The sequence below is a fragment of the Cycloclasticus sp. genome (genome assembly GCA_040743155.1).
Classification (GTDB): Bacteria; Pseudomonadota; Gammaproteobacteria; order Methylococcales; family Cycloclasticaceae; genus Cycloclasticus.
The window spans coordinates 2,395,629-2,421,206 of record JBFLJU010000001.1; the positions used below are offsets into that span (position 1 = coordinate 2,395,629).

21 protein-coding genes are annotated in these 25,578 nt (G+C 44.4%); 10 read left to right on the forward strand and 11 right to left on the reverse strand.

The window, feature by feature from the left end; translation table 11 throughout:
* Window positions 1–127: 127 nt before the first annotated feature.
* From gltB to AB1Y31_11485, 4 genes are read left to right on the forward strand one after another with little or no spacing between them, the layout of a single operon-like run.
* On the forward strand, window positions 128–4,606 hold the full coding sequence (gltB, locus tag AB1Y31_11470; GenBank protein MEW4983798.1) for a glutamate synthase large subunit: 4,479 nt from the start codon (window positions 128–130) through the stop codon (window positions 4,604–4,606).
* Window positions 4,607–4,625: 19 nt separating this feature from the next.
* Entirely contained in the window at window positions 4,626–6,044 is a 1,419-nt protein-coding gene (locus AB1Y31_11475) for an FAD-dependent oxidoreductase (protein MEW4983799.1), read from the forward strand.
* Window positions 6,045–6,085: 41 nt separating this feature from the next.
* Window positions 6,086–7,144 carry a uroporphyrinogen decarboxylase gene (gene hemE, locus AB1Y31_11480; protein MEW4983800.1) on the forward strand — a complete coding sequence of 353 codons (1,059 nt, stop codon included), beginning with the start codon at window positions 6,086–6,088 and terminating at the stop codon, window positions 7,142–7,144.
* A gap of 28 nt (window positions 7,145–7,172) precedes the next feature.
* Complete coding sequence (locus AB1Y31_11485) at window positions 7,173–7,463, forward strand: SelT/SelW/SelH family protein (protein ID MEW4983801.1); 291 nt, start codon at window positions 7,173–7,175, stop codon at window positions 7,461–7,463.
* A gap of 127 nt (window positions 7,464–7,590) precedes the next feature.
* On the opposite strand, the gene AB1Y31_11490 is transcribed toward AB1Y31_11485, so the two are convergent.
* The 6 genes from AB1Y31_11490 to AB1Y31_11515 all read right to left on the reverse strand — a co-directional run bounded on the left by AB1Y31_11490 (window position 7,591) and on the right by AB1Y31_11515 (window position 15,049).
* Window positions 7,591–9,606, reverse strand: coding sequence for a hypothetical protein (locus AB1Y31_11490; GenBank protein MEW4983802.1), 2,016 nt, complete (start codon window positions 9,604–9,606; stop codon window positions 7,591–7,593).
* Window positions 9,578–10,288, reverse strand: a complete 711-nt coding sequence (locus AB1Y31_11495; protein ID MEW4983803.1) for a transposase — start codon at window positions 10,286–10,288, stop codon at window positions 9,578–9,580. The genes AB1Y31_11490 and AB1Y31_11495 overlap by 29 nt, the downstream gene beginning before the upstream one ends.
* A gap of 413 nt (window positions 10,289–10,701) precedes the next feature.
* Window positions 10,702–12,468 (reverse strand): prepilin-type N-terminal cleavage/methylation domain-containing protein, encoded by a 1,767-nt coding sequence (locus tag AB1Y31_11500; GenBank protein ID MEW4983804.1) that lies wholly within the window; start codon window positions 12,466–12,468, stop codon window positions 10,702–10,704.
* Between the two features lie 15 nt (window positions 12,469–12,483).
* A complete protein-coding gene (locus tag AB1Y31_11505) occupies window positions 12,484–13,845 on the reverse strand; it encodes a PilX N-terminal domain-containing pilus assembly protein (protein ID MEW4983805.1) in 1,362 nt (453 codons plus the stop codon).
* A 5-nt stretch (window positions 13,846–13,850) separates the two neighbouring features.
* Window positions 13,851–14,486: a prepilin-type N-terminal cleavage/methylation domain-containing protein gene (locus tag AB1Y31_11510; GenBank protein ID MEW4983806.1), complete on the reverse strand. Its 636-nt coding sequence runs from the start codon at window positions 14,484–14,486 to the stop codon at window positions 13,851–13,853.
* 2 nt (window positions 14,487–14,488) lie between these two features.
* The gene (locus AB1Y31_11515) at window positions 14,489–15,049 is read right to left on the reverse strand and encodes a GspH/FimT family pseudopilin (protein MEW4983807.1); all 561 of its coding nucleotides are present in this window, start codon (window positions 15,047–15,049) and stop codon (window positions 14,489–14,491) included.
* A 174-nt stretch (window positions 15,050–15,223) separates the two neighbouring features.
* Here AB1Y31_11515 and AB1Y31_11520 point away from each other — a divergent pair, with 174 nt between their 5' ends.
* Window positions 15,224–15,643 (forward strand): type IV pilin protein, encoded by a 420-nt coding sequence (locus tag AB1Y31_11520; GenBank protein ID MEW4983808.1) that lies wholly within the window; start codon window positions 15,224–15,226, stop codon window positions 15,641–15,643.
* A 235-nt stretch (window positions 15,644–15,878) separates the two neighbouring features.
* Here AB1Y31_11520 and AB1Y31_11525 read toward each other — a convergent pair whose 3' ends face one another.
* Both AB1Y31_11525 and AB1Y31_11530 read right to left on the reverse strand, forming a co-directional pair.
* Window positions 15,879–17,015 carry a PilT/PilU family type 4a pilus ATPase gene (locus AB1Y31_11525; protein ID MEW4983809.1) on the reverse strand — a complete coding sequence of 379 codons (1,137 nt, stop codon included), beginning with the start codon at window positions 17,013–17,015 and terminating at the stop codon, window positions 15,879–15,881.
* A gap of 16 nt (window positions 17,016–17,031) precedes the next feature.
* A complete protein-coding gene (locus AB1Y31_11530) occupies window positions 17,032–18,069 on the reverse strand; it encodes a type IV pilus twitching motility protein PilT (protein ID MEW4983810.1) in 1,038 nt (345 codons plus the stop codon).
* 123 nt (window positions 18,070–18,192) lie between these two features.
* Between AB1Y31_11530 and AB1Y31_11535 the strand changes: the two genes are divergently transcribed.
* From AB1Y31_11535 to AB1Y31_11555, 5 genes are all read left to right on the forward strand, one after another.
* Window positions 18,193–18,882 carry a YggS family pyridoxal phosphate-dependent enzyme gene (locus AB1Y31_11535; GenBank protein MEW4983811.1) on the forward strand — a complete coding sequence of 230 codons (690 nt, stop codon included), beginning with the start codon at window positions 18,193–18,195 and terminating at the stop codon, window positions 18,880–18,882.
* 31 nt (window positions 18,883–18,913) lie between these two features.
* Window positions 18,914–19,741, forward strand: a complete 828-nt coding sequence (gene proC, locus AB1Y31_11540; GenBank protein MEW4983812.1) for a pyrroline-5-carboxylate reductase — start codon at window positions 18,914–18,916, stop codon at window positions 19,739–19,741.
* Entirely contained in the window at window positions 19,741–20,289 is a 549-nt protein-coding gene (locus tag AB1Y31_11545; protein ID MEW4983813.1) for a YggT family protein, read from the forward strand. Before proC ends, AB1Y31_11545 begins: the two co-directional genes overlap by 1 nt.
* 101 nt (window positions 20,290–20,390) lie before the next feature.
* The gene (locus tag AB1Y31_11550; protein ID MEW4983814.1) at window positions 20,391–20,675 is read left to right on the forward strand and encodes a DUF167 family protein; all 285 of its coding nucleotides are present in this window, start codon (window positions 20,391–20,393) and stop codon (window positions 20,673–20,675) included.
* Between the two features lie 113 nt (window positions 20,676–20,788).
* Window positions 20,789–22,672, forward strand: coding sequence for a dynamin family protein (locus tag AB1Y31_11555; protein ID MEW4983815.1), 1,884 nt, complete (start codon window positions 20,789–20,791; stop codon window positions 22,670–22,672).
* On the opposite strand, the gene trmB is transcribed toward AB1Y31_11555, so the two are convergent.
* The 3 genes from trmB to AB1Y31_11570 are packed head-to-tail and all read right to left on the reverse strand — an operon-like array spanning window position 22,665 to window position 25,447.
* Window positions 22,665–23,360, reverse strand: coding sequence for a tRNA (guanosine(46)-N7)-methyltransferase TrmB (gene trmB / locus AB1Y31_11560; GenBank protein MEW4983816.1), 696 nt, complete (start codon window positions 23,358–23,360; stop codon window positions 22,665–22,667). The two genes, AB1Y31_11555 and trmB, sit on opposite strands and share 8 nt — an antisense overlap.
* Before the next feature lie 15 nt (window positions 23,361–23,375).
* The gene (thiS, locus tag AB1Y31_11565; protein ID MEW4983817.1) at window positions 23,376–24,350 is read right to left on the reverse strand and encodes a sulfur carrier protein ThiS; all 975 of its coding nucleotides are present in this window, start codon (window positions 24,348–24,350) and stop codon (window positions 23,376–23,378) included.
* A gap of 17 nt (window positions 24,351–24,367) precedes the next feature.
* Complete coding sequence (locus AB1Y31_11570; GenBank protein MEW4983818.1) at window positions 24,368–25,447, reverse strand: 3-deoxy-7-phosphoheptulonate synthase; 1,080 nt, start codon at window positions 25,445–25,447, stop codon at window positions 24,368–24,370.
* Window positions 25,448–25,578 lie beyond the last annotated feature (131 nt).

Below are 25,578 nucleotides of genomic sequence, written 5' to 3' on the forward strand. Positions count from 1 at the left end.
CGAATTGTGTGGCGACAAATTCGATATCTCCAGCAAATTGAAAATATCTCGTGTGATTGCTATAATCACCGGCCGACTTGCGTGTAAGTAAGTCATATTTTCAATAACTAAGTACAAGGTTAGCCGAGTGAAACAAACCTCAATCCCTCAAGCGGGTTTATATGACCCTGCGTTTGAGAAAGACAGCTGCGGATTTGGACTAATTGCGCATATTGATAATAAACCAAGCCATTGGCTGGTTAAAACATCTATCGACTCACTTGCTCGTCTAACGCATCGTGGCGCGATTGCAGCAGATGGAAAATCAGGTGACGGTTGTGGTTTGCTCCTTAAGACGCCTGAAAAATTCTTCCGTGAAAAAGCAAAAGAGCAAGGTGCGACAGCTGCCGAATTGTTTGCAGTGGGTATGGTATTTCTTAATCAAGATGATGCGAAAGCCCAGTTAGCTAAATCAATTCTTAAAGAAGAAATAGAAAAAGAAGGTCTTGATGTTATTGCATGGCGTACTGTGCCAACAAATACGGCTGCATGTGGGGAGCAAGCACTAGCAACACTGCCATCTATTCAGCAAGTGTTTGTTAATGCGAGGGAAGGCATTGATAATGCAGCATTTGACGGGCATTTGTATATTGCAAGACGCCGTGCGGAAAAAAGGATAGAGCAGAGCGATGACATGTTTTATGTGGCTAGTTTGGCCTCGAATGTTATTTCATACAAAGGGTTGGTCATGCCAGAGTTTTTGCCAACCTTTTACCCCGATTTAAGCGATCCTGAATTAGAGAGCTCACAGTGTGTTTTCCATCAGCGATTCGCAACCAATACGTTCCCGCAATGGCGTTTGGCCCAGCCGTTTAGGTTTTTAGCGCATAACGGTGAGATTAATACTATTCGAGGGAATAGAAATTGGGCTCAAGCACGTAGCTTTACCTTTGAAACGCCGCTGATTCCAAATATGGACGATATCCGCCCTTGGGTTTCGTCAGTAGGGTCAGATTCAAATAGTTTAGACAATATGGTCGACGGGCTGATTGCCGGCGGTATGGATATTTTCCGTGTTATGCGTTTATTAGTGCCACCAGCTTGGCAAAATGTTCATACGATGGATCCTGATTTACGCGCATTTTATGAATATTCATCGATGCACATGGAGCCTTGGGATGGCCCCGCCGCTATTGTATTGACTGATGGCCGCCACGTTGCCTGTTGTTTAGATAGGAATGGTTTACGTCCTGCACGTTATGTGATTACAAAAGATCGTCATATCACACTGGCGTCAGAAGTTGGAGTGTACGACTATAAGCCTGAAGATGTGATTCAGAAAGGCCGTTTAAAGCCAGGTGAGATGCTGGCTGTGGATACAGAAAAAGGCGAGCTTATTACGCCGGCACAGATTGATGAGCGCTTGAAATCGCGCCAGCCATATAAGGCATGGTTGGCTGAGCATACTAAAAAGCTCAGTACCACAAGAGATGATGACCCGTTGACTCTAGCGCCTTTTGATAAGGACTCGTTAAAGGTGTATGAAAAGCAATATCAACTAACATTTGAAGAACGCGATCAAGTGCTTAAGGTGTTGGCTGAAGCGGGCCAAGAGGCAATTGGTTCAATGGGTGATGATATTCCAATGCCCGTTTTATCGAGAAAAATTCGTAGCTTATATGATTATTTTAGACAACAATTTGCGCAAGTAACAAACCCACCAATTGACCCCTTGCGTGAGCAAGTTGTGATGTCATTAATGACAAGTTTTGGCAGCGAAAAGAACTTGTTTGAAGAGTCTGCAGAGCACGCTCATCGTTTAGAAGTGGGTTCACCCGTGTTATCAGCATCAAAGTTTGATGCGCTACTGTCGAATACGGACGAGTCATATAAAAGCTCGGTTATTAGCTTACAGTACGAGCCGTCAACAGAATGCTTGGAAGAGGCTGTTAAACAGATCTGCCAACAAGCTGAGCAAAAGGTTCGTGAGGGCTGTGTTGTGATTGTCTTGAGTGATCGGGGCTTGCAACAGGACTTGATACCGGTACATGCATTATTGGCTACGGGGGCAGTTCACCATCATTTGGTTAATGTTGGTTTGCGCTGCCAAGCAAATATTGTTGTAGAGTCGGCAACGGTTAGAGACCCGCATCAGTTTGCCACCTTAATTGGCTATGGGGCGACGGCGGTGTGCCCATATCTTGCGTATGAAACGTTAAATGATATGTTGGAAACAGGTGATATTGCCGACATTGAAGAAGATGCACTTGCCCAAAACTATCGTAAAGGCATAAATAAAGGCCTTTATAAGATTTTATCAAAAATGGGTATTTCAACCATTGCAAGTTACCGTGGTTCTCAGTTGTTTGAAATTGTTGGATTGCAGTCGGTTGTGGTTGATGTTTGCTTTAAAGGAACCACAAGCCGTATTCAGGGTGCAGGTTTTGAAGAGCTAGAAAAAGAACAAAAGCAATTATCTAAAGTCGCCTGGAACCCACGTAAAGGCACGGAACAAGGTGGGTTGCTGAAATATGTGCACGGTGGTGAGTACCATGCGTATAACCCCGATGTAGTGAACTCCTTGCAAGAGGCTGTTCGTACTGGGGATATAAACAAATACCGCATTTATGCCGATGAAGTGAATAATCGAGCGCCAGCATCTATGCGTGATATGTTCCGTTTGAAGTTAGATGATGCTAAGGCAATTCCTATAGATAAGGTAGAAGCAGCTGAAGGGTTGTATCAACGGTTTGATACGGCAGCGATGTCGCTTGGCGCCTTATCCCCAGAAGCACATGAAACACTTGCCATCGCGATGAACCGCCTAGGCGGTCGTTCTAACTCCGGCGAGGGTGGTGAAGACCCCGCACGCTTTGGCACCGAAAAATTATCAAGAATCAAACAGATTGCTTCGGGGCGTTTTGGCGTTACACCGCATTATTTAGTGAACGCAGATGTGTTACAAATCAAAGTAGCTCAAGGTGCAAAACCGGGTGAAGGCGGTCAGTTACCTGGAGACAAAGTGAATAAAATGATAGCAACACTGCGCTTCTCAAAGCCGGGTGTTGCATTGATTTCACCGCCGCCGCATCATGATATTTATTCAATTGAAGATTTAGCGCAATTGATTTTTGATCTAAAGCAAGTTAATCCGAAGGCGCTGGTATCAGTGAAGCTGGTTTCAGAAGCCGGTGTAGGAACCATTGCTGCGGGCGTGGCCAAATGTTATGCCGACTTAATCACTATCGCCGGTTATGACGGTGGCACAGGTGCAAGCCCATTAACATCAGTGCGCTATGCTGGCGCACCTTGGGAATTAGGGTTAACTGAAACACATCAAACACTACTGGCCAATGACTTAAGAGGCAAAGTTCGTTTACAAACAGACGGCGGCTTAAAAACGGGCTTGGACGTTATTAAAGCAGCTATTTTAGGTGCGGAAAGCTTCGGTTTCGGAACCGGGCCAATGGTGGCGATGGGTTGTAAATACCTACGTATATGCCATCTTAATAATTGTGCAACAGGGATTGCTACGCAGGATAACGTGCTTCGCATGAAGCATTATCATGGCGAAGTTGAGTATGTGATGAACTACTTCCGCTTCCTGGCTCAAGAGGTGCGCGAATGGTTGGCAAAACTTGGTGTCGAGAAACTAGAAGATATTATTGGCCGAACAGACCTGTTAGAGCAAATCGAGGGAACAACGGATAAGCAACAAGGCCTTAATCTACAGCCTATATTGGACTATATTCCGGGCAATGAAACTAAAACGCAGCATTGCATCTCGCCGCAAAATGACCCATTTGATAATGCTGAATTTGCAGAAGAAATGGTGCTTGAAGTGCTGCCTGCTATTGAAAGCAAAACAGGCGGGTCGTTTAGCTATAAAATTGGTAATATTCATCGCTCTATTGGAGCTCGTTTATCGGGTGAAATTGCCAAACGCTACGGTAATAAAGGCATGAGTGATGCGCCTATCGAGATCAACTTCACCGGTTCAGCAGGCCAAAGCTTTGGTGTTTGGAATGCCGGCGGTTTAAACATGACGCTTGAAGGTGACGCCAATGATTACGTTGGTAAAGGCATGGCTGGTGGTAAGCTCGTGTTAAAACAGCCTGAAGTGAGTGTATTTAATAGCCACGAATCGACCATCATGGGCAATACTTGTCTATATGGTGCTACTAGCGGTAAATTGTTTGCAGCTGGATTAGCTGGCGAGCGTTTCGCCGTTCGGAACTCAGGTGCAACAGCCGTTGTAGAAGGCATCGGCGATCATGGCTGCGAGTATATGACCGGCGGTGTTATCGCTGTATTAGGTGAGGCAGGCATTAACTTTGGCGCTGGTATGACAGGTGGTTTTGCATTTGTATTAGATGAATCCCGTACCTTTGTGGACAGGTACAATCATGAACTCGTTGAAATTCATCGTGTTTATACAGAGTCAATGGATGAGCATAGCGACTATTTACGCAGTTTAATCACGGAGTTTGTCGCTGAAACAGGCAGTGTGAGAGGGCAAGATATGCTCGATAATTTTGCTGATTATGTACAACACTTTTGGCTGGTGGCTCCCAAGGCTGCCGATGTTAAATCCCTACTAGATTCCTTAAGCTCAGAAGCAGCTTAACGCACAGAGATACTGAAAGATGGCAAATAATTTTCAATTTGTAGATGTACCCCGCATTGACCCGATTAAGGTACCTGCAGGTCAAAGAAAACAGGAATTTAAAGAAATATACGGTGAGTTTGGTGCAACCCAAGCTGCTGATCAGGCAGACCGCTGTTTGCATTGTGGTAACCCGTATTGTGAATGGAAATGCCCAGTGCATAATTACATTCCAAACTGGCTTAAGCTGATTTCTGAAGGAAAAGTTATCGAAGCGGCTGAGTTGTCGCATAAAACGAATTCATTGCCTGAAATTTGTGGCCGTATTTGTCCACAAGATAGATTATGTGAAGGATCTTGTACGTTAAATGATGAATTTGGCGCGGTGACAATTGGCTCTATTGAGAAATACATTTCAGATGAAGCGTTTAAGCAAGGCTGGCGACCAGATCTTTCAGCAGTAAAAAGCACCGGCAAACGGGTAGCTATTATTGGCGCAGGGCCGGCAGGTTTAGGTTGCGCAGATATTCTTGCGCGTAATGGTGTCAAGCCGGTGGTCTATGACCGTTACCCAGAAGTGGGCGGCTTATTAACCTTTGGTATTCCACCCTTTAAATTAGAAAAAAGTGTGGTTAAAAACCGCCGTGAAATTCTAGAAGGCATGGGTGTCGAATTTATATTAGGTACAGAGATAGGCAAAGACATCCCTTTCCAGCAATTACTGGATGAATACGACGCGGTATTTTTAGGCATGGGCACGTATAAATTTATGAAAGGTGGCTTCCCCGGTGAAGATTTAGAGGGTGTGCATGAAGCGCTTCCATATTTAGTCTCTAACATCAATCGGATAATGGATTTAGAAGGCGTCAACACGATTATGGGTGACCAGTTTATCGACATGAAAGGTAAACGAGTAATGGTGCTTGGTGGTGGCGATACCGCGATGGACTGTAACCGTACCAGTATTCGACAAGGTGCGCTGGAAGTAACGTGCGCTTATCGGCGCGATGAAGAAAACATGCCTGGTTCTCGTCGAGAAGTGGAGAACGCCAAAGAAGAGGGAGTTAATTTCTTATGGAATCGTCAGCCTGTCGAAATTATAGGGACTGACAAGGTGGAAGGTATTAAATTAGTGACCACTAAATTAGGCGAGCCAGACGAGCGTGGCCGTCGTCGTCCTGTTGTTATCGAAGGTACTGAAGAAATCGTAGCAGTTGATAATGTGATAGTCGCGTTTGGTTTTCAGCCAAGCCCATCACCGTGGTTTGCTGATTTTGCTATTAACCAAGATGAGCGAGGCCGAATTGTTGCGCCTGCTGATGGTGAGTTCGGTTATCAAACTAGTAATGAGAAAGTTTTTGCCGGTGGTGATATGGTGAGAGGCTCCGACCTCGTGGTTACAGCAGTATATGAAGGCCGTGAAGCCGCTCAAGGCATCTTAGATTACCTAGACGTTTAACTCTTTCTTTAAAACAGCACTCAATAGGCGAGTATTAGATAATGACGACTTTAAAAAATGATTTAATACTAAGAACGCTACGCGGTGAAAACACAGAGCGTACGCCGGTATGGATGATGCGCCAAGCGGGTCGTTACTTGCCCGAATACCGCGCAACTCGTGCCGAAGCAGGTAGCTTTTTAGACTTATGTAAAAATGCGGAGCTAGCCTGTGAAGTTACCTTGCAGCCACTCGAGCGTTACCCGCTAGATGCCGCAATTTTATTCTCAGATATCTTGACCATACCGGATGCGATGGGCTTAGGTCTATATTTTGCGGAAGGTGAAGGCCCACGGTTTGAACGCACGGTACGAACAGCAGCAGATGTAGATAAGTTATTTGTCCCTGATCCGAATCAAGAGCTTCAATACGTAATGAATGCCGTTTCAACCATTAAAAAAGGTTTGAATGGTCGCGTGCCCCTTATTGGTTTTTCGGGGAGTCCATGGACGCTTGCCTGCTATATGGTTGAAGGCAGTGGCAGCAAAAATTTCGCACACATCAAACGCATGATGTATGACACACCGGAATTAATGCATCGGCTTTTGGAGATCATTAGCCAATCTGTTATTTCTTATTTACAAGCGCAAATTGAAGCGGGCGCTGAAATTGTCATGGTGTTTGATACATGGGGCGGCAACTTAACAAGCACAGATTACGAAATATTCTCGCTGGCTTATAGCCGTAAGATTTCGCAAGCATTGCAAGCAACGAACCCTGATGTGCCTCGGATGTTGTTTACTAAAGGCGCGGGCGTTTGGTTGCGGACCATGGCAGACGCGGGCTATAACGGTTTAGGTGTAGATTGGACAACCGATCTAAGATTCGCACGTGAACTGACGCAAGATAAAGTTGTGTTACAGGGCAACCTCGACCCAACGAGTTTATATGCGAATCCCAACACCATTCGGCAAAAAGTGCGTAATGTATTAGCCGACTATGGGCAAGGCCATAAACATATATTCAATTTAGGCCATGGCATATTGCCAGATATTAACCCCGAGCACGTTACGGCAATGATAGATGAAGTACATCAAAGCAGCCCGGCATATCACTTATAGTGTATTAAAGCGCTCACTAAGCTATAAAATGAAACCCCGTGTTGAAATCCTGTATTGCACACAATGCCGTTGGCTATTACGCGCAGCGTGGTTAGCGCAGGAGTTACTAACCACTTTTGAAGAAGAGCTTGGTGGGGTTACGTTAGTCCCTGCCAGCGGCGGTCGTTTTGAAATTAATTTAATGGATAGCGAAACAACCACATTGATTTGGTCACGCAAACAAGAAGGCCGCTTTCCCGAGGCGAAGGAAGCTAAGCAACGAATACGTGATTATTTATGCCCTGATAGGTCGTTAGGGCATTCTGACGTTAAGCCGTAGCAAATAAGTCTTCAGTAGAGCCTAGCCGACCCCATAAGCCCATTGGCTTCGCTCACTCAGGGCCAATCTACTCAAGGTCAACGCTAACAACCGTAGGTTGGGCTGAAACATGAAGCCCAGCAAGCACTTAAAGTGCAGGTGTAATGGCGCTTAGGCTATTGTGCTTAATTGTTCGAATAGCATTTTTCAATTTATTTATTCGGCTGGCATATTTTCGCACCCGCCCAGCAGAAGACTGCGCAATATCATTTAGTAAGGTTTCTGCTGAATCTATACGCTTTAAGCCAATGAGTGCATGTGCCTGCATTAGCCCAAAACGTGGATTACGCGGGTTAAGTTTCAAGCCTAAATCGGCGGTGGATAATGCATCGGCAAAACGGTTTTGTTTCATACGTATAGCAAATAAATGTACCAAGGAATAGTAGCGATGAGCGGGCTTGCCATTAGGCTTGTCAATAAGCGCTTGTAGCCAGCTAGCCACATCGTCAGCCTTCGATAAGCATCGATCATTGCCCGACATTACGCACTTTATTGAAACATCCAATGCGCGGATTCCCCATGCGCCCATCGGTTTCTGACGAATGGTTGTGGCAATGTACTCAGGGCGGGCAAGTTGCAATGAGTTAAGTTGGCTTTCTAATTGCAGGAATGATTTAGGAGTGACCATACTCAAGCTAATTAGAAACCCAGCCTCCTGAGGTGATAATTCGGCAGCTCGTAAGTAATAGGCATAGGAGCCTTCGAAGTCTTTCTCGCGTTTGCGTAAAATCTCACCGCGCAGGTATTGGCTGCTGGGTGAATCAGGGTGATTCATGGCAAGGCTTTCAATTAATGCCGATTCGGTGCTCCAATATTGAGCGCGATTAAACGTGCCAAAGCCTAAACAAAAAACAATAGTGCTTATTAAGCCTATTCGAATTGCTTTAGGCATTTTATCAGGTAAGGCAAAAACTAATAAATAACTCATGCCGAATAATGGCCCAAGTGCCGGTAGGTAATTACGGTGTTCGTGGATTATTTCTAGTGGAAATACCGTAGACTCAAGGCTGTGCCCAACTAGGAACCAGAGCACCGAAAAGGCAAAGATGGGAAAGCGTTTGCGCCAAGCAATAGACAAACTCAATAAAATGATAATGCCAAAAATGCTCGGAACGGTCGTTCCAATAGACAGCATATCCGAACTAAGCGGGAAATCATCATGAAACAGCCCCATTGTTTGAATATTGGGCACAATGATCATATACAAATAAAACCACAAAACGCGAGGTTCAGTTAGCACGCGCTCAAGCAGGGTAAAAGGTCGTCCTGCGTAGCCGCCGGTAATAAACGTTGGGTGTTGAAACCAATATGCTAAACCGGCTAGTACGGGTAAGGCTAAAAACACAATAAAAAACCAGCGGACTCTTTTTATTGTTTCAGTTCGGCGGGGTAATTGGCTTAATAAGGTAAATTCTAGTACGCCGACATACACAGGCAATAGAATCGCATTTTCTTTACAAGCTGCACCCAGCACTGTGCCGCCGATAAGTCCTAAGCACATTAGCCATAATCCTTGATATGGTTTCTCTTCTAGGGATAATCGCCCAACTACATAAATACAGGCACCCATTAGCATAAACATGCCCGCCATGCTGGTCATGCGTTGTACAACATAAAGTACACTGGTCAACAAGAAAGCGTGTAGTGCCCAAATAAGCGTACCGCTGATAGCAAAGACTAGACGGGGATTGGATATATTTGTGCGTTGCGCCCAAGGCGTTCGTGCAATACAGGGCCAAAGGAGGGTTAATAGCCAAAAGACCAAACCAGAGTTAATGCAATGAACGGCAATGTTTGTCAGCTTGAAATGAACAGACTTAAAGCCCTCAGCAAAAAAGTAATTTAAGCCAAAAGAAAGCGCAGGAATGACACGCTTAAAAGGCCCACTTTCATTAGATAGCGCAGAGCGAATTATTTCGTGCTCAGTAAGTTCATGAATAGGAACGTTTGGATTTTCTAAAATATTCAGCTGGTCATCAAATACAAACGGCCCATGCCAGCCAGGCGCATAGGCAAGAAAAATAACAATAAAGCATATGCTCCAAGCTAAAAGAGGTGAGCGAAAAATCAAGGGGTCAGCCAGCTTGATTTTTATACGATTCACTCTTTCTATCTCCACCATGAGAACAAAGTCTAGTTGCCCTGTTAACTAACAAGCTTATTTTTTTATGAAAACGATCATTACCAAACACTTCCCCCGCCAACGTTGCCTTTGTTATTTGTTTTTGTTGCTGGTCAATATCTAGCCGTTCAAACAGGCCCTTATAACTATGACAGCGTAACTCAGAGGTTTTGCCTAAAGCAGTGTATAAATTGTGTTCAGTTATTAGCTTATCAGGCTCTCCCAGAGCGTTATAAGGATAACTTGACCATGGGTATTCAGAAGCATTATTCACCATGCTCGCTTTAACAGGATTCATTTCAATATATTTGTACAAGCTGAAAAGATAAGAGTCACTGTCCACCAAACAAGATTTATAACGACCTTCCCAAATAGTACCTGTTCTCTTATGAAGTGAGTTGAAGTATCGCACATACCTATTCGCCATTGCCTGCATAAAAATGGCCAACTGCTCTTTGCTTTCGGGAGTTACCAGTAAGTGTAAATGATTGCTCATGATGACATAAGCATGCAAACAACACCCAGACTTCTTTAAACCATAAGAGATATCCTCTTTGATTCTTACCATATCATCTTCAGTATTGAAGATATGCTGCTTGTTATTACCCCTATGCATAATATGCAAAGGTTGATCAGGAATAACGAGTCGAGGGAGTCTTGCCATTGAGGTAATTTAACCTAATCAATACATGGAATCAAGCTGGCTGACCCCTTGATTTCTTGATTTTTGGTCAGTTATGGCCAATGATCATGACTATGTAGTCATGAATTAATCATTTCAATTTAAAGAGTAATCGTTCCGATGTGGCAAGTTTGATGTATTAACAGGTTAAACCGATACCTACGAGACCTGAAAGGGGTCATGGTGATAAGCACCGTCTGGCTGATAAGGTGTAGGTATGCGGTTTTCATCATGGCTATAGATCATTATGATCTTACTTAAGAGCCGAATATATGACTGCTAATCAATCTGTTTTAACATCAAAAAAAGAATAGGAACCATCAAGAAAGGTAGAGATGAATGAATTAAAAGTTGTTTTTAACCGCGTGTCCATATATGACCCCTTGATGTTCTCTTTATTGGGTAATATCCATGGAACTTATGGCAATAGTTTCAGAAGTATTGGTAGCTCTATCTACGGGCCCGTTATTACCAGTAAATATTACAGCTTTAACGCTTTCAGTTGGGCCACCGCTAGTTGGATTTAGATCACCTCGCGTATAAACAGCATCACATTTAGCAGTCAACTCTTCATTGGTGATATAAGCACGGCTTGTAGATACGCTGTCAGTAGCACAAGTATTGCCATTCATATCATCGTGGTTATCAACATAATCAACGCCTACTGATCTGTCACCAATCGCTGTTGAATCATCATAGTTCAAGTTGACGTCCGGAGCCCAGCCGACAAGCTGTGTAAAATTAAATTCGAAAAAAGGTATTCTTTCGAGTGGAATATTAGTGGCTGTGTAAGTGCTACCTTCATATGACCCATTGGCGGGCAGGTCTAAATACAACACTCTAGCTTGCATTTTTCTGCTTGCTCCGCCAGCAAACGAGGCGTGATTAATGCTGCCATCATTAAAATTCGAAGCTGTTGGAAAGGTGGTGTCGACGGTAGTTAATGCGAGAAGCTCAGCTGTTGTTGTGTAATTTAGGAGAACTTGTCTAATTAACGTGCCAAGGTAGTTAACGTAAGAGGATTTATTTGCGTCAGTCGTCGTCGTTCCTGTTGTACCTTGCCCAGAAACAGATACGCCTTCTGTAAAGTAGCTTTCAGGGATAACATTAATTGCTATGGCTTTCCATGGGTCATACATAAAGAGCTTTCCACCTATTAATTTTAGGCGACAAATTTTATCTGTTTCAGTCGGGTCACCGTTTATACCAAGACCTTGTTCGCAGCATAGAGTACATTCGCCAGCAATAGTACTAGCATCGCCACCGAGTGGCGCAATAGCCGTTTGTGTTATTGTGTCATTTCGGAGGCTTTGTACATCAGTTCTTTCTTTTTTAACGTTATCCCAAGATGGAACATAATAAATTTGTTCGGTATTATTTGTACCATTTTTACAGGGGCAGGCCACGGTTCTAAATTCATCTCGCGATGTAATGACGCGATCACTTGTTCTAAAGGTAGTTGAAACGGTTCTTGTTAAAATGCTACTGCCCTTGTTACTGATCTCGGGAGCTATTTCTTCGTGACCAAAACTTGACCCGTCGCCATTATCGAAAACTTCATCAGCACTGCTCTGTAGGTCGATTTCACCGCCACCCGCTGATGCCGGAGTTCCAGCCAATGCCGTGTTTTTTGTATTATAGCCGTACAAAGCAGTGTCGAATGAAACCACATTATTAGTCGTATCGCCCACGCCATCCCAAGTTACTTTGACATGCGCTAATTTCAGCGTTGATGAGGCAGGAGTAGTAATTGTGGCAACAGTACCTGCGCCATCAAAATGATAATTTGAAATAGTCCAAGTTAGTTCATATGTTTGCCCGCCGAGCGTTGCTGTACCTGATTGCATGCGCCCACCTTTATTATCGGCAATATGTTCAAATGCCAATGATGCGGGGTGTTTTAGACCGTCAGAATCAACACCAATGTTATCCCATATAATGCCAGGTGTACTTGAGCTAAGGTGTATGAAACGCCTTAAATCATCAGCTTTTCTCTGAGCAATCGAGGCCGCCACCGCTCGGTTATTGGCATCCGCACCACTCCTTAGTAGGGATGTTTGTAATTTAGAAACAGCAAGAATACCAATACCCAAAATTAACACAGCCAGCATGACTTCTATCAAACTAAAGCCAGATTGCTGTTTTTTCATATTTTTTTTCATGACTTTTCCAGAAATTTAGGGAATAAAATTTCGCCAGCTATATTTAACTTTTAAAAGCTTTGGCTCATTTATGGACTTAATTAAATTGCTGCCTACACACCAATCAAAAACTTGCGTGTAGTTACCGTTAGTTAAATTCGTAGGATCCTCTGAAACCACGGACCCGTGAACCATCGGGTTACCATTAAAAGTAATATTGCCATTACTAATCATAATTCCCCAAATATCGGAGTTATTAGATATAGTAAGGTCGCCGTTAACCACGACAAAAACGGGGTTGAGCTGGGTGCCGATAGAGCTAAAACTACAGTCTTCGGTAACAAAAATAAAAGGCTGGCTCGCATAGTCGTTGGCACCAGCCTCTGCGCACGTAAGGCTATCGTCAGCGAGGATCGAGATTACGCCCATATCTGATGTGCCGAAAATATAAGCTAAAGGTGAGGCTGGGAAGGGTGTTGTTGAGTTACTGCCTTCAATGCGAATATCGTAATCCAAATCGGCTGGGCCGCCGCCACCACCTGTACTTAAAACGCTATTACATGTACAGCTAGTCCAAGTGGCATGGGGGGTGGAATCGTCGTATACATCGGCGCATTCCTCACCTAAGGAATTTTGGTAATCACCCGTTAAACAAGTTGTCCAGTTGCCATTTGCGCCCGTTGCCGTCGTCGTCCAAACAGAAATGTCGGTCGCATTTTTTGGGTCTTCAAAAGCAGATCGTCCGTCTGTACATTCCCTACCCTCTATGAGGTTCATTTGAGGGTCGGCAACGATCATAAAAGAACCACTTAAATTGGCAACCGGAGCTAAAACAGGAGGTAATCTATCAATACCAATAGTGGTGGTTTTTGCATAAGAAAGTTGGGCAATCGCCTCACCCGTGCCATCCGCACTTTCCCCTGTTCCTAACACTGTGATCATGTTTCCTATTGTCACAGAGGTGGTAAAAACCATATAACTGTCAGAAGCCACATTAGGAAGGTCAACAGTCGTCTCAACGGGGTCTATGGTATTTGTTGTGGTTAGGTTGCCGTCATAGGCAAATTCGTAAGTATCGGTTACGGTTGAGCCAACAACTTGGCAAGGGAACTTTGTGGCCAAGCCACCCGTGCAAGCCACCCATGACGCATGAGTTGATTCATATAGTTCATTATTTTCTTCAAGATAAGCTGCGCCTTGATCTAAAGCAGCGTTAGCGGCGGAAAAGGCTTCCTTATGGCGGTATTCATTACCTGCAATGCGTTGATCCATCACGCCTACTCGCGCGGCGAAAATGGTGATTAACGTGACGCCTATCAATAGGACAATGGATACGAGTAAAACAGCCGCACCTTTTTGTTTGTTGACGGAGTTTTGTGGATTAATCTGCTTCATCATAAACCTCAGTCTTTAGGGTCTTCATTTCTAATTCGGATAGTTTCGGTAACAGTTCGCCTTGGGTCGTTTGCATCAGAGCTATGCGGTAAATCAGTTATACCCGTTAATGTGATGGTCACATCATAAACACTAACACCGGTCGTGGTTGTCAAAGCCGTTACACCAGATACCCCGCCTGTGTTAACGCTGCCAGTGATATCAAAATCCAAAGTGGTGATAGACGCTATACCTAGGGTTGTTAATGAGTTCCAAGTGCCCCCAGTACAACCCGTCCCTGTAGCATTTCGAGACCATTGTACTTTGCTATCGTTCAGTCTAAAACCAAACTTTTCATCAGCATCTTGCACTCCATCAGCATCGTCATCATAGGAGTATCGCGAACAAGTTGACGTAAAATTAAGGTCGTCCATAAAAACGGACACAGAGGGGTTAGCGGAATAGCCAGCTCTTTTTAACTCGTCTGCCATCATGGTCATAACACCCCTTAATTCTTGATTAAGGCGAATCATTTTTATGTTTTCTGTGCTTGAGCGAACATTAGTTGAAAAAACAGTAATGATGACAGCAGTAACAAATAGCCCAAGCACCAGTGCTATCATCATTTCGATGAGGGTTAAGCCAGCTTGTTTTTGATTAAACATAATTAGCAGTCCTCGAACCCCATTCCGCTGTCGGAGCAGATAGTTGCTCTCCCACGGACATTGACATTAGTTTTTATACTCCTACCGTCGGTTAAGGAAAATTCAACGTTACCGGCATTTGAATGTCCGCGTAGGGGAGTAAAAGAAACCAGGTCACTGCCAAAATTGACATCGTTATCTTTAATTAACACATTGTCACCATAGTCAGCTCGGTTGATTACTTTTTTAACGTCATCAATTTCACAGTAATCAGATTCAGTAGCGACGTTTTCAAAGCAATCACAAGCAGCGTTAACTTTCATTCCGTAACACCACTTAGCTGTATCTACAGAGTCGAATTTGAATTGAATTCTTACGGGAGAGTTTCTTTTTATTGCTTCGGTTTTAATAAACATTAAATCAACTTGGAAGTTTTCCGCAGCACCCTTAAGCTTGCGCCCCTCTAAAATACTGAACATAGATGGCGCAGCGATAGCAACAAGGATTCCTAATATCACTACGACGATTAGTAGCTCTATCAGCGTAAAGCCTTTTTGTATATTTTGATTTTTCTTTAGGTCCATATAAAGAGTTCTCCTAGGTGGCTTTAATTATAGTAGTGATGTTAATACTTTCAAGGTGTTAGGCATACCACTTATCGCGTGAGAATAGCCGTTTGTCTATTTGTGTGCTATTTTTGATGGAAATAATGTTTTTATCGTTAGCATATAGCTAATTTACAGTACTGGAGCAAACAAATGCGTACGACGCCTTCAAATGGATTTACTTTAATAGAGCTGATGATTGTAGTAGTAATTATTGGTATTTTAGCGGCGATAGCTTTGCCTGCTTATCAGAGCTATTCGCAGAAGGCTCGACGCTCGGATGCTAAGCATGCGCTGTTGGATATGCAGCTTGAGCAAGAGAAATGGCGGGCGAATAATATTAGATATACTTCTACACTCAGTGATTTGGGGTGGGCGACGGGTAACTCGCTAGACGGGTATTATGATTTGGAAATTACTAGTTCAGCAGCTAACACTTACTTATTGACTGCTGATGTGGATAGCTCTGACCTTCAAACGAATGATTCTGAATGTGATAGTTTTACGTTGGACCAGAATAATGACAAAAAATCCTATAATGCCTCTTCAGCTGAGACAGCTAGTTGTTGGTAATTGGTAGGTTGGTGCTGACGTAAGGAAGCCCAACAACTTTAGTTCAAAACTTGCTTTAATGAGAGGTCTGTTGGGCTTCGTGCCTCAGCCGCAACCTACTGTTTTCTAGAGCTTTCTTTTGCCAGTTCGCGCAATCCAACAAATCACTGATAATAACAACGCTGGAAAGTATGTTTTTATTTTGTTGGGCTTGAAAAGCGTAGCATCAACCTACATGAAATTATTGCTTTTACGGTTAACCATCATAATTATCAATTAATTCCATTCCACCATCATTATCGCCGTCATCGTCAGATGGTGATTTAACGCCTGCATCGCCGAGTTTTATCATTAGGCGTATTTCGTTGCTTGAATCGGCATATGCAAGGGCATTTTCGTAGCTTATGTCGCCATTGGCGTAGAAGCCATATAGCGCCTGGTCGAAGGTTTGCATGCCTTGTTCGGTGGAGTTTTTCATCAATTCTTTTAGCTTGTGTATATCGCCTTTTCTGATGAAGTCGGAGGCGAGCGGCGTGTTGAGCATTATTTCAATAACGGCTTTTCGTGTCTTGCCGTCAATGGCGGGTACTAGCTGCTGCGCGATCATGGCTTTTAGATTGAGCGATAAGTCCATGAACAGTTGTTTGTGGGCGTCTTCTGGGAAGAAGTGAATTATTCGGTCGAGTGCTTGGTTGGCGTTATTCGCGTGAAGTGTGGATAGGCATAAATGGCCAGTTTCCGCAAAAGTCATGGCGTGTTCCATGGTTTCGCGCGAACGAATTTCGCCAATTAGGATAACGTCTGGTGCCTGCCTCAATGTGTTTTTTAGCGCGACTTCGTAGGATTCGGTATCAATGCCGACTTCACGTTGAGTAATGACGCAGCCTGCGTGTTCGTGTACGTACTCCACTGGGTCTTCAATGGTGATGATATGGCCGGAACTGTTTCTATTGCGGTAGCCGACCATGGCAGCTAACGAGGTTGATTTACCTGTGCCGGTTGCACCAACGAAGATAATTAAGCCCCGTTTGGTCATGGCTAGCTCATCTAAGATGGGCGGTAAATTTAGTTCTTGGGTGGTTGGAATAGTGGTTTCAATTCGACGAAGAACCATCCCGGCGTCGTCTTTTTGTACGAAGGCACTGACACGGAAGCGGCCAATATCAGGGCGCTGAATAGCGAATTGGCATTCTTTGGTGTCAGTGAATTCTTGTTTTTGATCATCGGACATAATGCTTTGAACGATATCTAAGGCTTGATTGGCGCTTAAACGCGTTTTGGACACTTGCTGAAGCACACCGTTTACCTTGATGGTCGGCGCCCAACCGGAGGTAATAAATAAATCAGATGCTTTTTTGTGAACGACGAGTTGTAAGAGTGCGTCAAAATCCATGAGTGTCTCCTGAGTCCTAGCTAAACGCTTTTTTGTCGACGGCTTTCATTTTGGCGTCTTGCCTTGTAATGATACCGGCCTGAACAAGTTCGGTTAGGTGTTGATCGAGTGTTTGCATGCCATCTTTGCGGCTGGTTTGAATGGTGGAATACATCTGCGCGATTTTATCTTCACGAATAAGGTTTCTGATCGCGGCTGTACCAGTCATGATTTCCCATGCGGCGATACGCCCACCGCCAATTTTTTTCATCAAAGTTTGCGCAATAACCGCACGAAGTGATTCAGACAGCATGGAGCGAACCATGCCTTTTTCACCTTCTGGAAATACGTCAATGATCCTGTCGATAGTTTTTGCGGCAGAGCTGGTGTGCAAGGTGCCGAATACTAAGTGACCAGTTTCTGCGGCTGTTAATGCTAAACGAATAGTTTCAAGGTCTCGCATTTCGCCGACAAGGATAATATCGGGGTCCTCACGAAGCGCAACGCGCAGCGCTTCACTAAAACCGTGCGTATGTTTATGAACTTCACGTTGATTAATCAGGCATTTTTTACTTGTATGGACAAATTCAATCGGGTCTTCAATGGTTAGAATATGTTCATACACGTTATTATTTTTATAATCCATTAACGCGGCTAAGGTCGTTGATTTGCCTGACCCTGTTGGCCCTGTCACCAATACAATGCCACGCGGGACATTGATGATTTCTTTGAAGGACTGAGGGCAGTTAAGATCTTCGAGCGACAGAATGTCTACTGGAATAGTTCTGAAAACGGCTGCTGCACCACGGTCTTGGTTGAATGCGTTAACACGAAAGCGTGCGGTTCCAGGCAGTTCAAACGAGAAATCGACTTCAAGAAACTCTTCGAAATCACGCCGTTGCTTATCGTTCATGATGTCGTAAATCATGGCGTGAACTTCTTTATGCTCAAGTTCTGGCATATTAATCCGGCGAATATCACCATCAACTCGGATCATAGGCGGCAGGCCGGCTGACAGGTGTAAATCGGACGCGTTATTCTTGGTGCTGAAAGTTAATAAGTCTGAAATATCCATGTTTAAATCCATTTACCCTTGTGAGCTTCGTTATTTGTATAATGAAGTATGCTAGAAAATAACACTAACATAGGCGTATGTAAATCTAGCTGTTAGCAAAAGTATAGATACGAATTTAAAAAAATGCCCTCTTTATTACAACGATATATTACTCAGCGTGAACTAGTTAATAGGTTAGCGGATACGCGTGGTTCGCCGGTGGCCTTGTTAGCGGTGAGTAAAACAAGGCCGGCTGACGAGGTGATGGCATTGTATAAAGCAGGGCAGCGTGATTTTGGTGAGAACTATTTGCAAGATGCCTTGCAAAAGCAACGCTTGCTAGCGCATCTGGATATCGCTTGGCACTTTATTGGCCCCATTCAGTCGAATAAAACCCGCGATATTTCGCGCTATTTTAGCTGGGTGCATAGTGTTGATCGCTTAAAAATCGCTACTCGACTAGGCCAACAGCGCCCGCAAAACTTGCCGCCTTTAAATATATGTTTGCAGGTTAATATCGATCAGGAAAAAACGAAATCGGGGTTTGCCCTTGATCAGTTGCCAGATGTCATTGAGCCGGTGTTGGAGTTAAAAAACATCAGGTTACGTGGGTTGATGGCGATTCCTAAAGTGGCTGAGTCGGTGGCTGAGCAACGCGATTCTTTTAAACGCTTGGCGGACGCACAACAAGATATTAACCAGCGTTTTAATTTGCAACTGGGTACGTTATCGATGGGGATGAGTGGTGATTTAGAAGCGGCTATTTCCGAAGGCTCAACAATGGTGAGAATTGGTACGGCTATTTTTGGTGCTAGGGTAAAAAATACGGTTTAATGACACATAAATTTTTTAATTAAGTGAGATTATGAATACACAACACATTGGGTTTATTGGTGGTGGAAATATGGCAAGCAGCTTGATTGGGGGGCTAGTGAGTAATGGCTATCCTGCTGATAAAATCACGGTGTCGGATTTAAGCACCGAAAAATTAAGCTATTTGAGTAAAACGTTTGGTATTAATATTACCCAAGATAGCAGCGCCTTGACCGAGAGTGTGGATGTTTTGGTGTTGGCGGTGAAGCCGCAAAGCATGCAAGTAGTCGCTGAAGGGGTTAGTTCGGCGGCTAAAGAGAAAAGGCCGGTGCTGGTATCTATTGCTGCTGGCATTCGAGTAGATGCCTTAGATCGCTGGTTTGGTGGCGATTTACCGATAGTACGCTGCATGCCAAATACGCCGGCATTGGTTAAAACAGGCGCAACAGGGCTTTATGCAAATGCTCAGGTCAGCGAGCTGCAAAAAGATCTAGTGGAATCACTCTTGCGGGCGGTTGGGGTTACGGTTTGGGTTAAAGAAGAAACCCAGCTTGACGCAGTGACAGCCTTGTCGGGTAGTGGACCAGCTTACTTCTTTTTGATGATGGAAGCGCTCGAAATGGCAGGTATTGAAGCAGGGTTGGATCAAAAAACGGCGCAACTATTAACACAAGAAACGGCATTGGGCGCTGCGAAAATGGCGCTGGCATCTAGTGAGTCGGCAGGCGTGTTACGTCAGCGAGTCACTTCTCCAGGCGGTACAACTGAACGTGCTCTTGGCGTAATGGACGAACGAGGACTCAAGGCTATTTTTCGTGAGGCGGTGATGGCGGCTAAAGAACGGTCGACTGAGCTGTCTGATGAGTTGGGAGCTAGCTGATGCCCGCAGGATATTTATCAAACCCGTTAATGCTGATTATAAGCTCAGTGGTTGGTGCGTATATTTTTGTATTAGTGATTAGAGTGTTGCTGCAGTACACAGGCGCGGACTCTCACAATCCCGTATCTAGCTTTATTATCAAGGCGACTAAAGCGCCGCTAACGCTATTAAAGCCCTTTTTTCCAACACTTAAAAACGTCAACTTATCCGCTATAGCTCTTATGCTTTTGTTGCAAATGGGCCTAGGCTTTTTAGCCATGAGTGCAAATATTTGGGTTATTTTTATTTGGAGCCTAACAGAGCTGATTAGCCTCATCATTAATGTCTTCATTTACAGTATTTTTGCGACGGTCATCCTAAGTTGGATTAACCCTGGCGCGTATAACCCGGTCGTTAGTTTGTTGTACAAAATAACAGAGCCGGTCATGCAGCCTTTTCAGCGAATAATCCCACCGATGGGAGGGATGGATTTAAGCCCGATAGCCGCGCTATTGGCATTGCAAGTATTGAAAATGTTGCTGATTCCACCTCTTTTTGCGCTGTTATAGTAAGCAATGCACGAAGGGTTTACTTGCTAGGTAGCTGATAGCCTCTCTTCGAAAGAGGCAGCCCTGTTTCAAGGTGAAAATATTGATCGTTAGGCATCAACATGGCAGCTGAATATTTTTCGTGGCAAGGCACGAGTTTGGTTTTTAATGTTTTTATGCAACCGCGTGCTAGTAGAAATAGCTTGCTGGGCTTGCATGATAACGCGCTTAAAATTTCATTAACCGCACCACCCGTGGACGGGGAAGCGAATAAGCAGCTTATTAAATTCTTGTCCAAGCTATTTCGTGTGAAAAAATCTGCTATTGCGATCGTTAGCGGTGAGCACAGTCGACACAAACGTGTCAGGGTGTGCGAGCCGTCACAAACCCCAGCGGGTTTTTTTTAATAATCATCTATACTCTATAGCAAACGTTTATGGGATAAACGTCCAGAATAACAGGTGATTAACACATGAATCTTGATGCTCAACTCCGTAGTTATGACCTGTGGAAGCAGTCAATGTCTGACTCAATACATGACTATCAGCGCTGGCTAGATGGCGCAAGCCTTAGTGATACTGAGACAGAGCTGATGTTGATCAAGAATTTAAGGCTACTGGAAAAGGACAGTATCACCATTGCATTTGCTGCCGAGTTTTCGCGCGGCAAAACGGAATTGATTAATGCCTTGTTTTTTTCCTCAGCGGGTATTCGCTTGCTACCATCTAGCCCTGGCCGTACGACAATGTGCCCCACCGAACTTTTTTATGACGCAACTGAAAAGCCCTATCTTCGACTGCTAGATATTGAAACGAGGTTGAGCGATAAGTCCCTTGAGGACTTTAAGAAAGAGGCCAAACAGTGGACGTATATTGAGCTCAATTGTGATTCACCGGAACAAATGCAGGACAGTTTTTTGGAGCTGTTAAAAACTAAAACGGTCTCGGCTGATCAGGCTAAAGCCTTGGGGCTTGCAGGTAAAGAAGGGGAGGCCGACGTCGTCATTCCTTTTTGGCGTCACGCGTTGATCAGCTTTCCGCACCCGCTATTAGAAAAAGGCCTAACGATATTAGATACGCCTGGCTTGAACGCCTTGGGTAGTGAGCCGGAGCTGACCCTGAGTATGTTACCGAATGCGCAGGCGATGATTTTTGTCTTAGCGGCTGATACGGGTGTGACGCAAAGCGATATGGCGATGTGGGAACAGCATATTCAGGCTTATCGAAGCAAGCACCCGCATGGTTTGGCGGTGGTGCTCAATAAGATTGACACCTTGAACGATGAGTTGATGAGTGATGATGAGTGGCTCCAATCCATTCATAAGCAAACAATGGAAACAGCGCGTTTATTGGAGCTGGATGAGCAGGCTATTTTTCCCTTATCGGCCAAGCAAGCGCTGATCGCAAAGATCAAGAGCGACGAGGGGGCATTATCGACCAGTCGCTTGTCAGGCTTAGAAAATTTTCTGTCTGACAGAATACTAAGTTCACAAAAAGAGATTCTTCAGCATAAGGTTGTGGGTGATATTGTTGAGAATATTGAATTGGCTAGTCATACCTTAACTAGTCGATTGCAAAACGTTGCCAAGCATACTGGTGAATTACGTGGTATTTGCAGTAAGAGCGAGCTAGCAACGGCTGAATTACTGCTGGAAACACGGCAGGAACAGACGGTTTACAATAAAAATTTGACCCATTTGAAAACCAGCCGGCATATTTTTTATATGCAAATAGCGGATTTATTAGAGGTTGTGAGCCCGGAGCGGGTTGCGGGTATTGTTGATGAAGGCCGCGAACAAATGATTAAAAGCTGGACAAGCGTGGGTATTCGTCAGGGTATGCAAAATAGTTTTGACGGCTTAAATTCATTGTTGAATGAAACGCTGAGTACAACGCAGGCGAGTATTAAGCTATTGGATGCCATCTATAAAAGATTTAAAGATGAACATGATCTCGATGTTGAGCAACCGAATGGGTTTGATGTGACGGTTTATCAGAGACAATTAGAGCAATTACTGCGTGAAGGGATAGAGTTTAGCACCAGTTCTTCGGCCGCTTTAACGGAGCAGAACACTTTGGCTAAACGGTTTGTAGATACCATTGGCGGGCAAGCCATGGCTATTTTCAAACAGGCGCAGGCAGATGTTAATACTTGGAAGTCGGTGGCGCTATCTAATTTGATTAGAGAAGTGAATGAGCAGAAAAGGTTTATGGAAAGTAAGCTGGAAAGCTTACGAAGCGTCTCGGCGAGTAGAGACGAGTTAGACGAAAAAATTGCACAAAACAAAGCAATGGAGCTCGTTTTAACAGACCAGTTAGACAGCCTTCAAACGATTTTTAATGATATTAATTCGCCCGCAATAGATGAGGCTGCTGGCTTAGAATTTCGTGAAGCGGTTATTTAAGATCGACGCTTAAGAAAACCATATCCCATACGCCGTGACCTAAGCGTAAGCCGCGATTTTCAAATTTAGTTAATGGCCGGTACTCGGGGCGTTCGATATAGGTGGTGTCGCTAGAATTAACAAAGCCGTTGTGAGCGTTTAGAGTCTCGATCATGTGTTCGGCATAATTTTCCCAATCCGTCGCGGCATGAAAACGACCACCCATTTTTAGCTTTGAGTGGATAAGGTCTAAAAATTCTATTTGCACAATACGACGTTTATGGTGCCTTTTCTTGTGCCAAGGGTCAGGGAAAAACAGTTGTACACAGTCTAGGCTATGGTCAGGGATGGCTTGTTGAAGGACTTCAATCGCGTCAGTATCAAAGACGCGAACATTACTGAGTTTTTTTTCTAAGACGGTGCGCAGCAAGTGTCCAACGCCCGGGCGGTGAACTTCAATGCCGATAAAGTTTCGGTCTGGATTATCGCTAGCCATGGTCACTAAACTTTCACCATTACCAAAACCGATTTCAAGCGTAATGGGGTTATCGTTACCAAACAGCGCGTTAGGGTTGATGCGGTTGGTAAGGTCTAATCCAAAGAGTGGCCAGCCTGTTTTGATGGCTGTTTGTTGTCCAGGCGTTAAGCGTCCTTCGCGTTTAACAAAGCTGCGAATACGCCGTAAGAAATCAGGGTTGTCGTCGATCATACAAAAAGCTTAGAGCTAAATTAAACCATCCAATGGAGAGGAAGCGGAGGCATAGCGGCGCCGAGGCATGCGGCCAGCTAAAAATGCTTCGCGGCCAGCTTGTACGGCTTTTTTCATCGATGATGCCATCAAAATAGGGTTGTTGGCATGAGCAATGGCGGTGTTCATCAAAATGCCATCGCAACCCAGTTCCATTCCAATGGCTGCGTCAGATGCGGTGCCAACGCCAGCATCTACAATAATGGGAACATTGGCGTTTTCTATAATGGTGAGAATATTGTACGGGTTACGAATGCCTAGGCCTGAGCCGATGGGAGCCGCTAACGGCATTACCGCAACACAGCCCATTTCTTCAAGGCGCTTTGCGATAATCGGGTCGTCGTTGGTATAAACCATTACGTCAAAGCCTTCTTTAACCAAAATTTCAGCTGACTCTAAGGTCGCTGTAATATCAGGAAAAAGTGTTTTCTTATCGCCCAATACCTCAAGTTTGACGAGCTTGTGTCCACCCAATAATTCACGGGCTAGGCGACAAGTTCGTAATGCGTCTTTGGCGGTAAAACAGCCCGCAGTATTCGGTAAAATGGTGTATTTGTCAGGCGAAATAACGTCGAGCAAGTTTGGCTCGCCAGGATTTTGGCCAATATTGGTGCGACGGATGGCGACAGTCACTATTTCAGCGCCACTCATTTCAATTGCGGCCTGTGATTCGGCCATGTCCTTGTATTTTCCAGTACCGACTAGTAGTCGAGAAGAAAAACGTTGCCCCGCAATGATAAGGTCATCTGGCTGGCCGCCGCCAATGGCTTGTACAACTTCCACAATATCGCCTTCTTTGAGTTGAATGGTATTAAATTGATCCGCGGGTTTTATCTCTTCATTTAATTCAATGGCGATGCGCTTGCCCGTTAACCCCATGTGTTGAATGAGCTGTTCAAGCGTGTCGTCGTTATGACAAGAGTGATTTTTACCGTTAACTTGAATATTCATGAAGTGAGCGCTAATTATTAATTGTTCGCAGCATCAATGTTACCTTCACGACGAGCGCGAACGGCAGTGGCTAATTCTTCGAGCAATTGAACGCTACTATCCCAGTCGATACAAGCATCGGTAATGCTTTGGCCGTATACCAGCTCTTGCCCTTCGATTTGGTCTTGGCGACCGGCCACTAGGTGACTTTCAATCATGACGCCGCTGATGCGCATATCACCGCTGGCAATTTGCCCAGCAACGTCAGCACTTACGATCATTTGGCGTTCGTGTTGCTTGCTACTGTTGGCGTGGCTAAAGTCGATCATCATGTGCAGGTTAACACCGGCTTTACCCAGCTCATTCGCCGCCGAATCGACACTAGCAGCATCATAGTTAGGTGTTTTGCCGCCGCGTAAAATAAGGTGGCAATCTTCGTTGCCAGCCGTTTTAAAGATCGCTGATTGACCTTGTTTAGTAACCGATAAAAAGTGATGGGGACGTATGGCTGAGCCGATAGCGTCAATCGCTACTTTAACCGTGCCATCAGTGCCGTTTTTAAAGCCAACAGGGCATGATAAGCCAGACGATAATTCACGGTGAGTTTGGCTTTCTGTGGTTCTTGCGCCAATCGCGCCCCAGGCAATAAGGTCAGAAACGTATTGCGGGGTAATTAAATCTAAATATTCTGTCGCCGCTGACACGCCTTGAGAGTTAAGTTTCAATAATAATTCTCGTGCCGTATGAACGCCCTTATTAATGTCAAAGCTTTCATCGAGATCAGGGTCGTTGATGAGCCCTTTCCAGCCAACTGTAGTACGCGGCTTTTCAAAATAAACACGCATGACGATGATTAGGTCATCCGATAAACTATCAATGTAAGGCTTTAAACGTGAGGCATAATCCAAAGCGGCTTCTGTATCGTGAATCGAACAAGGGCCAATGACAACTAACAAACGGTCATCTTCCCCGTGCAATACTTGGTGAATGGCCTGTCTAGCGTTGGAGGTTGTTTTTGCCGCAGCGTCGGTGATCGGTAAATTGTTATGTAACTGTTCAGGAGATATGATTTCCTGCATGCCAAGAATTCGAGTGTCGTCTGTTTGGATTGTGTTCATGATAAGACCTGTGTTTTAGTCTTTTCAAAAAGACCAATAAAAAATTAAAAAGGTTGAGAATGATACCCATAAAAGCCTGATTTTACATGCTATTTTATTAAAAAATAGGCAAATAAAGGGTAACACTAGGG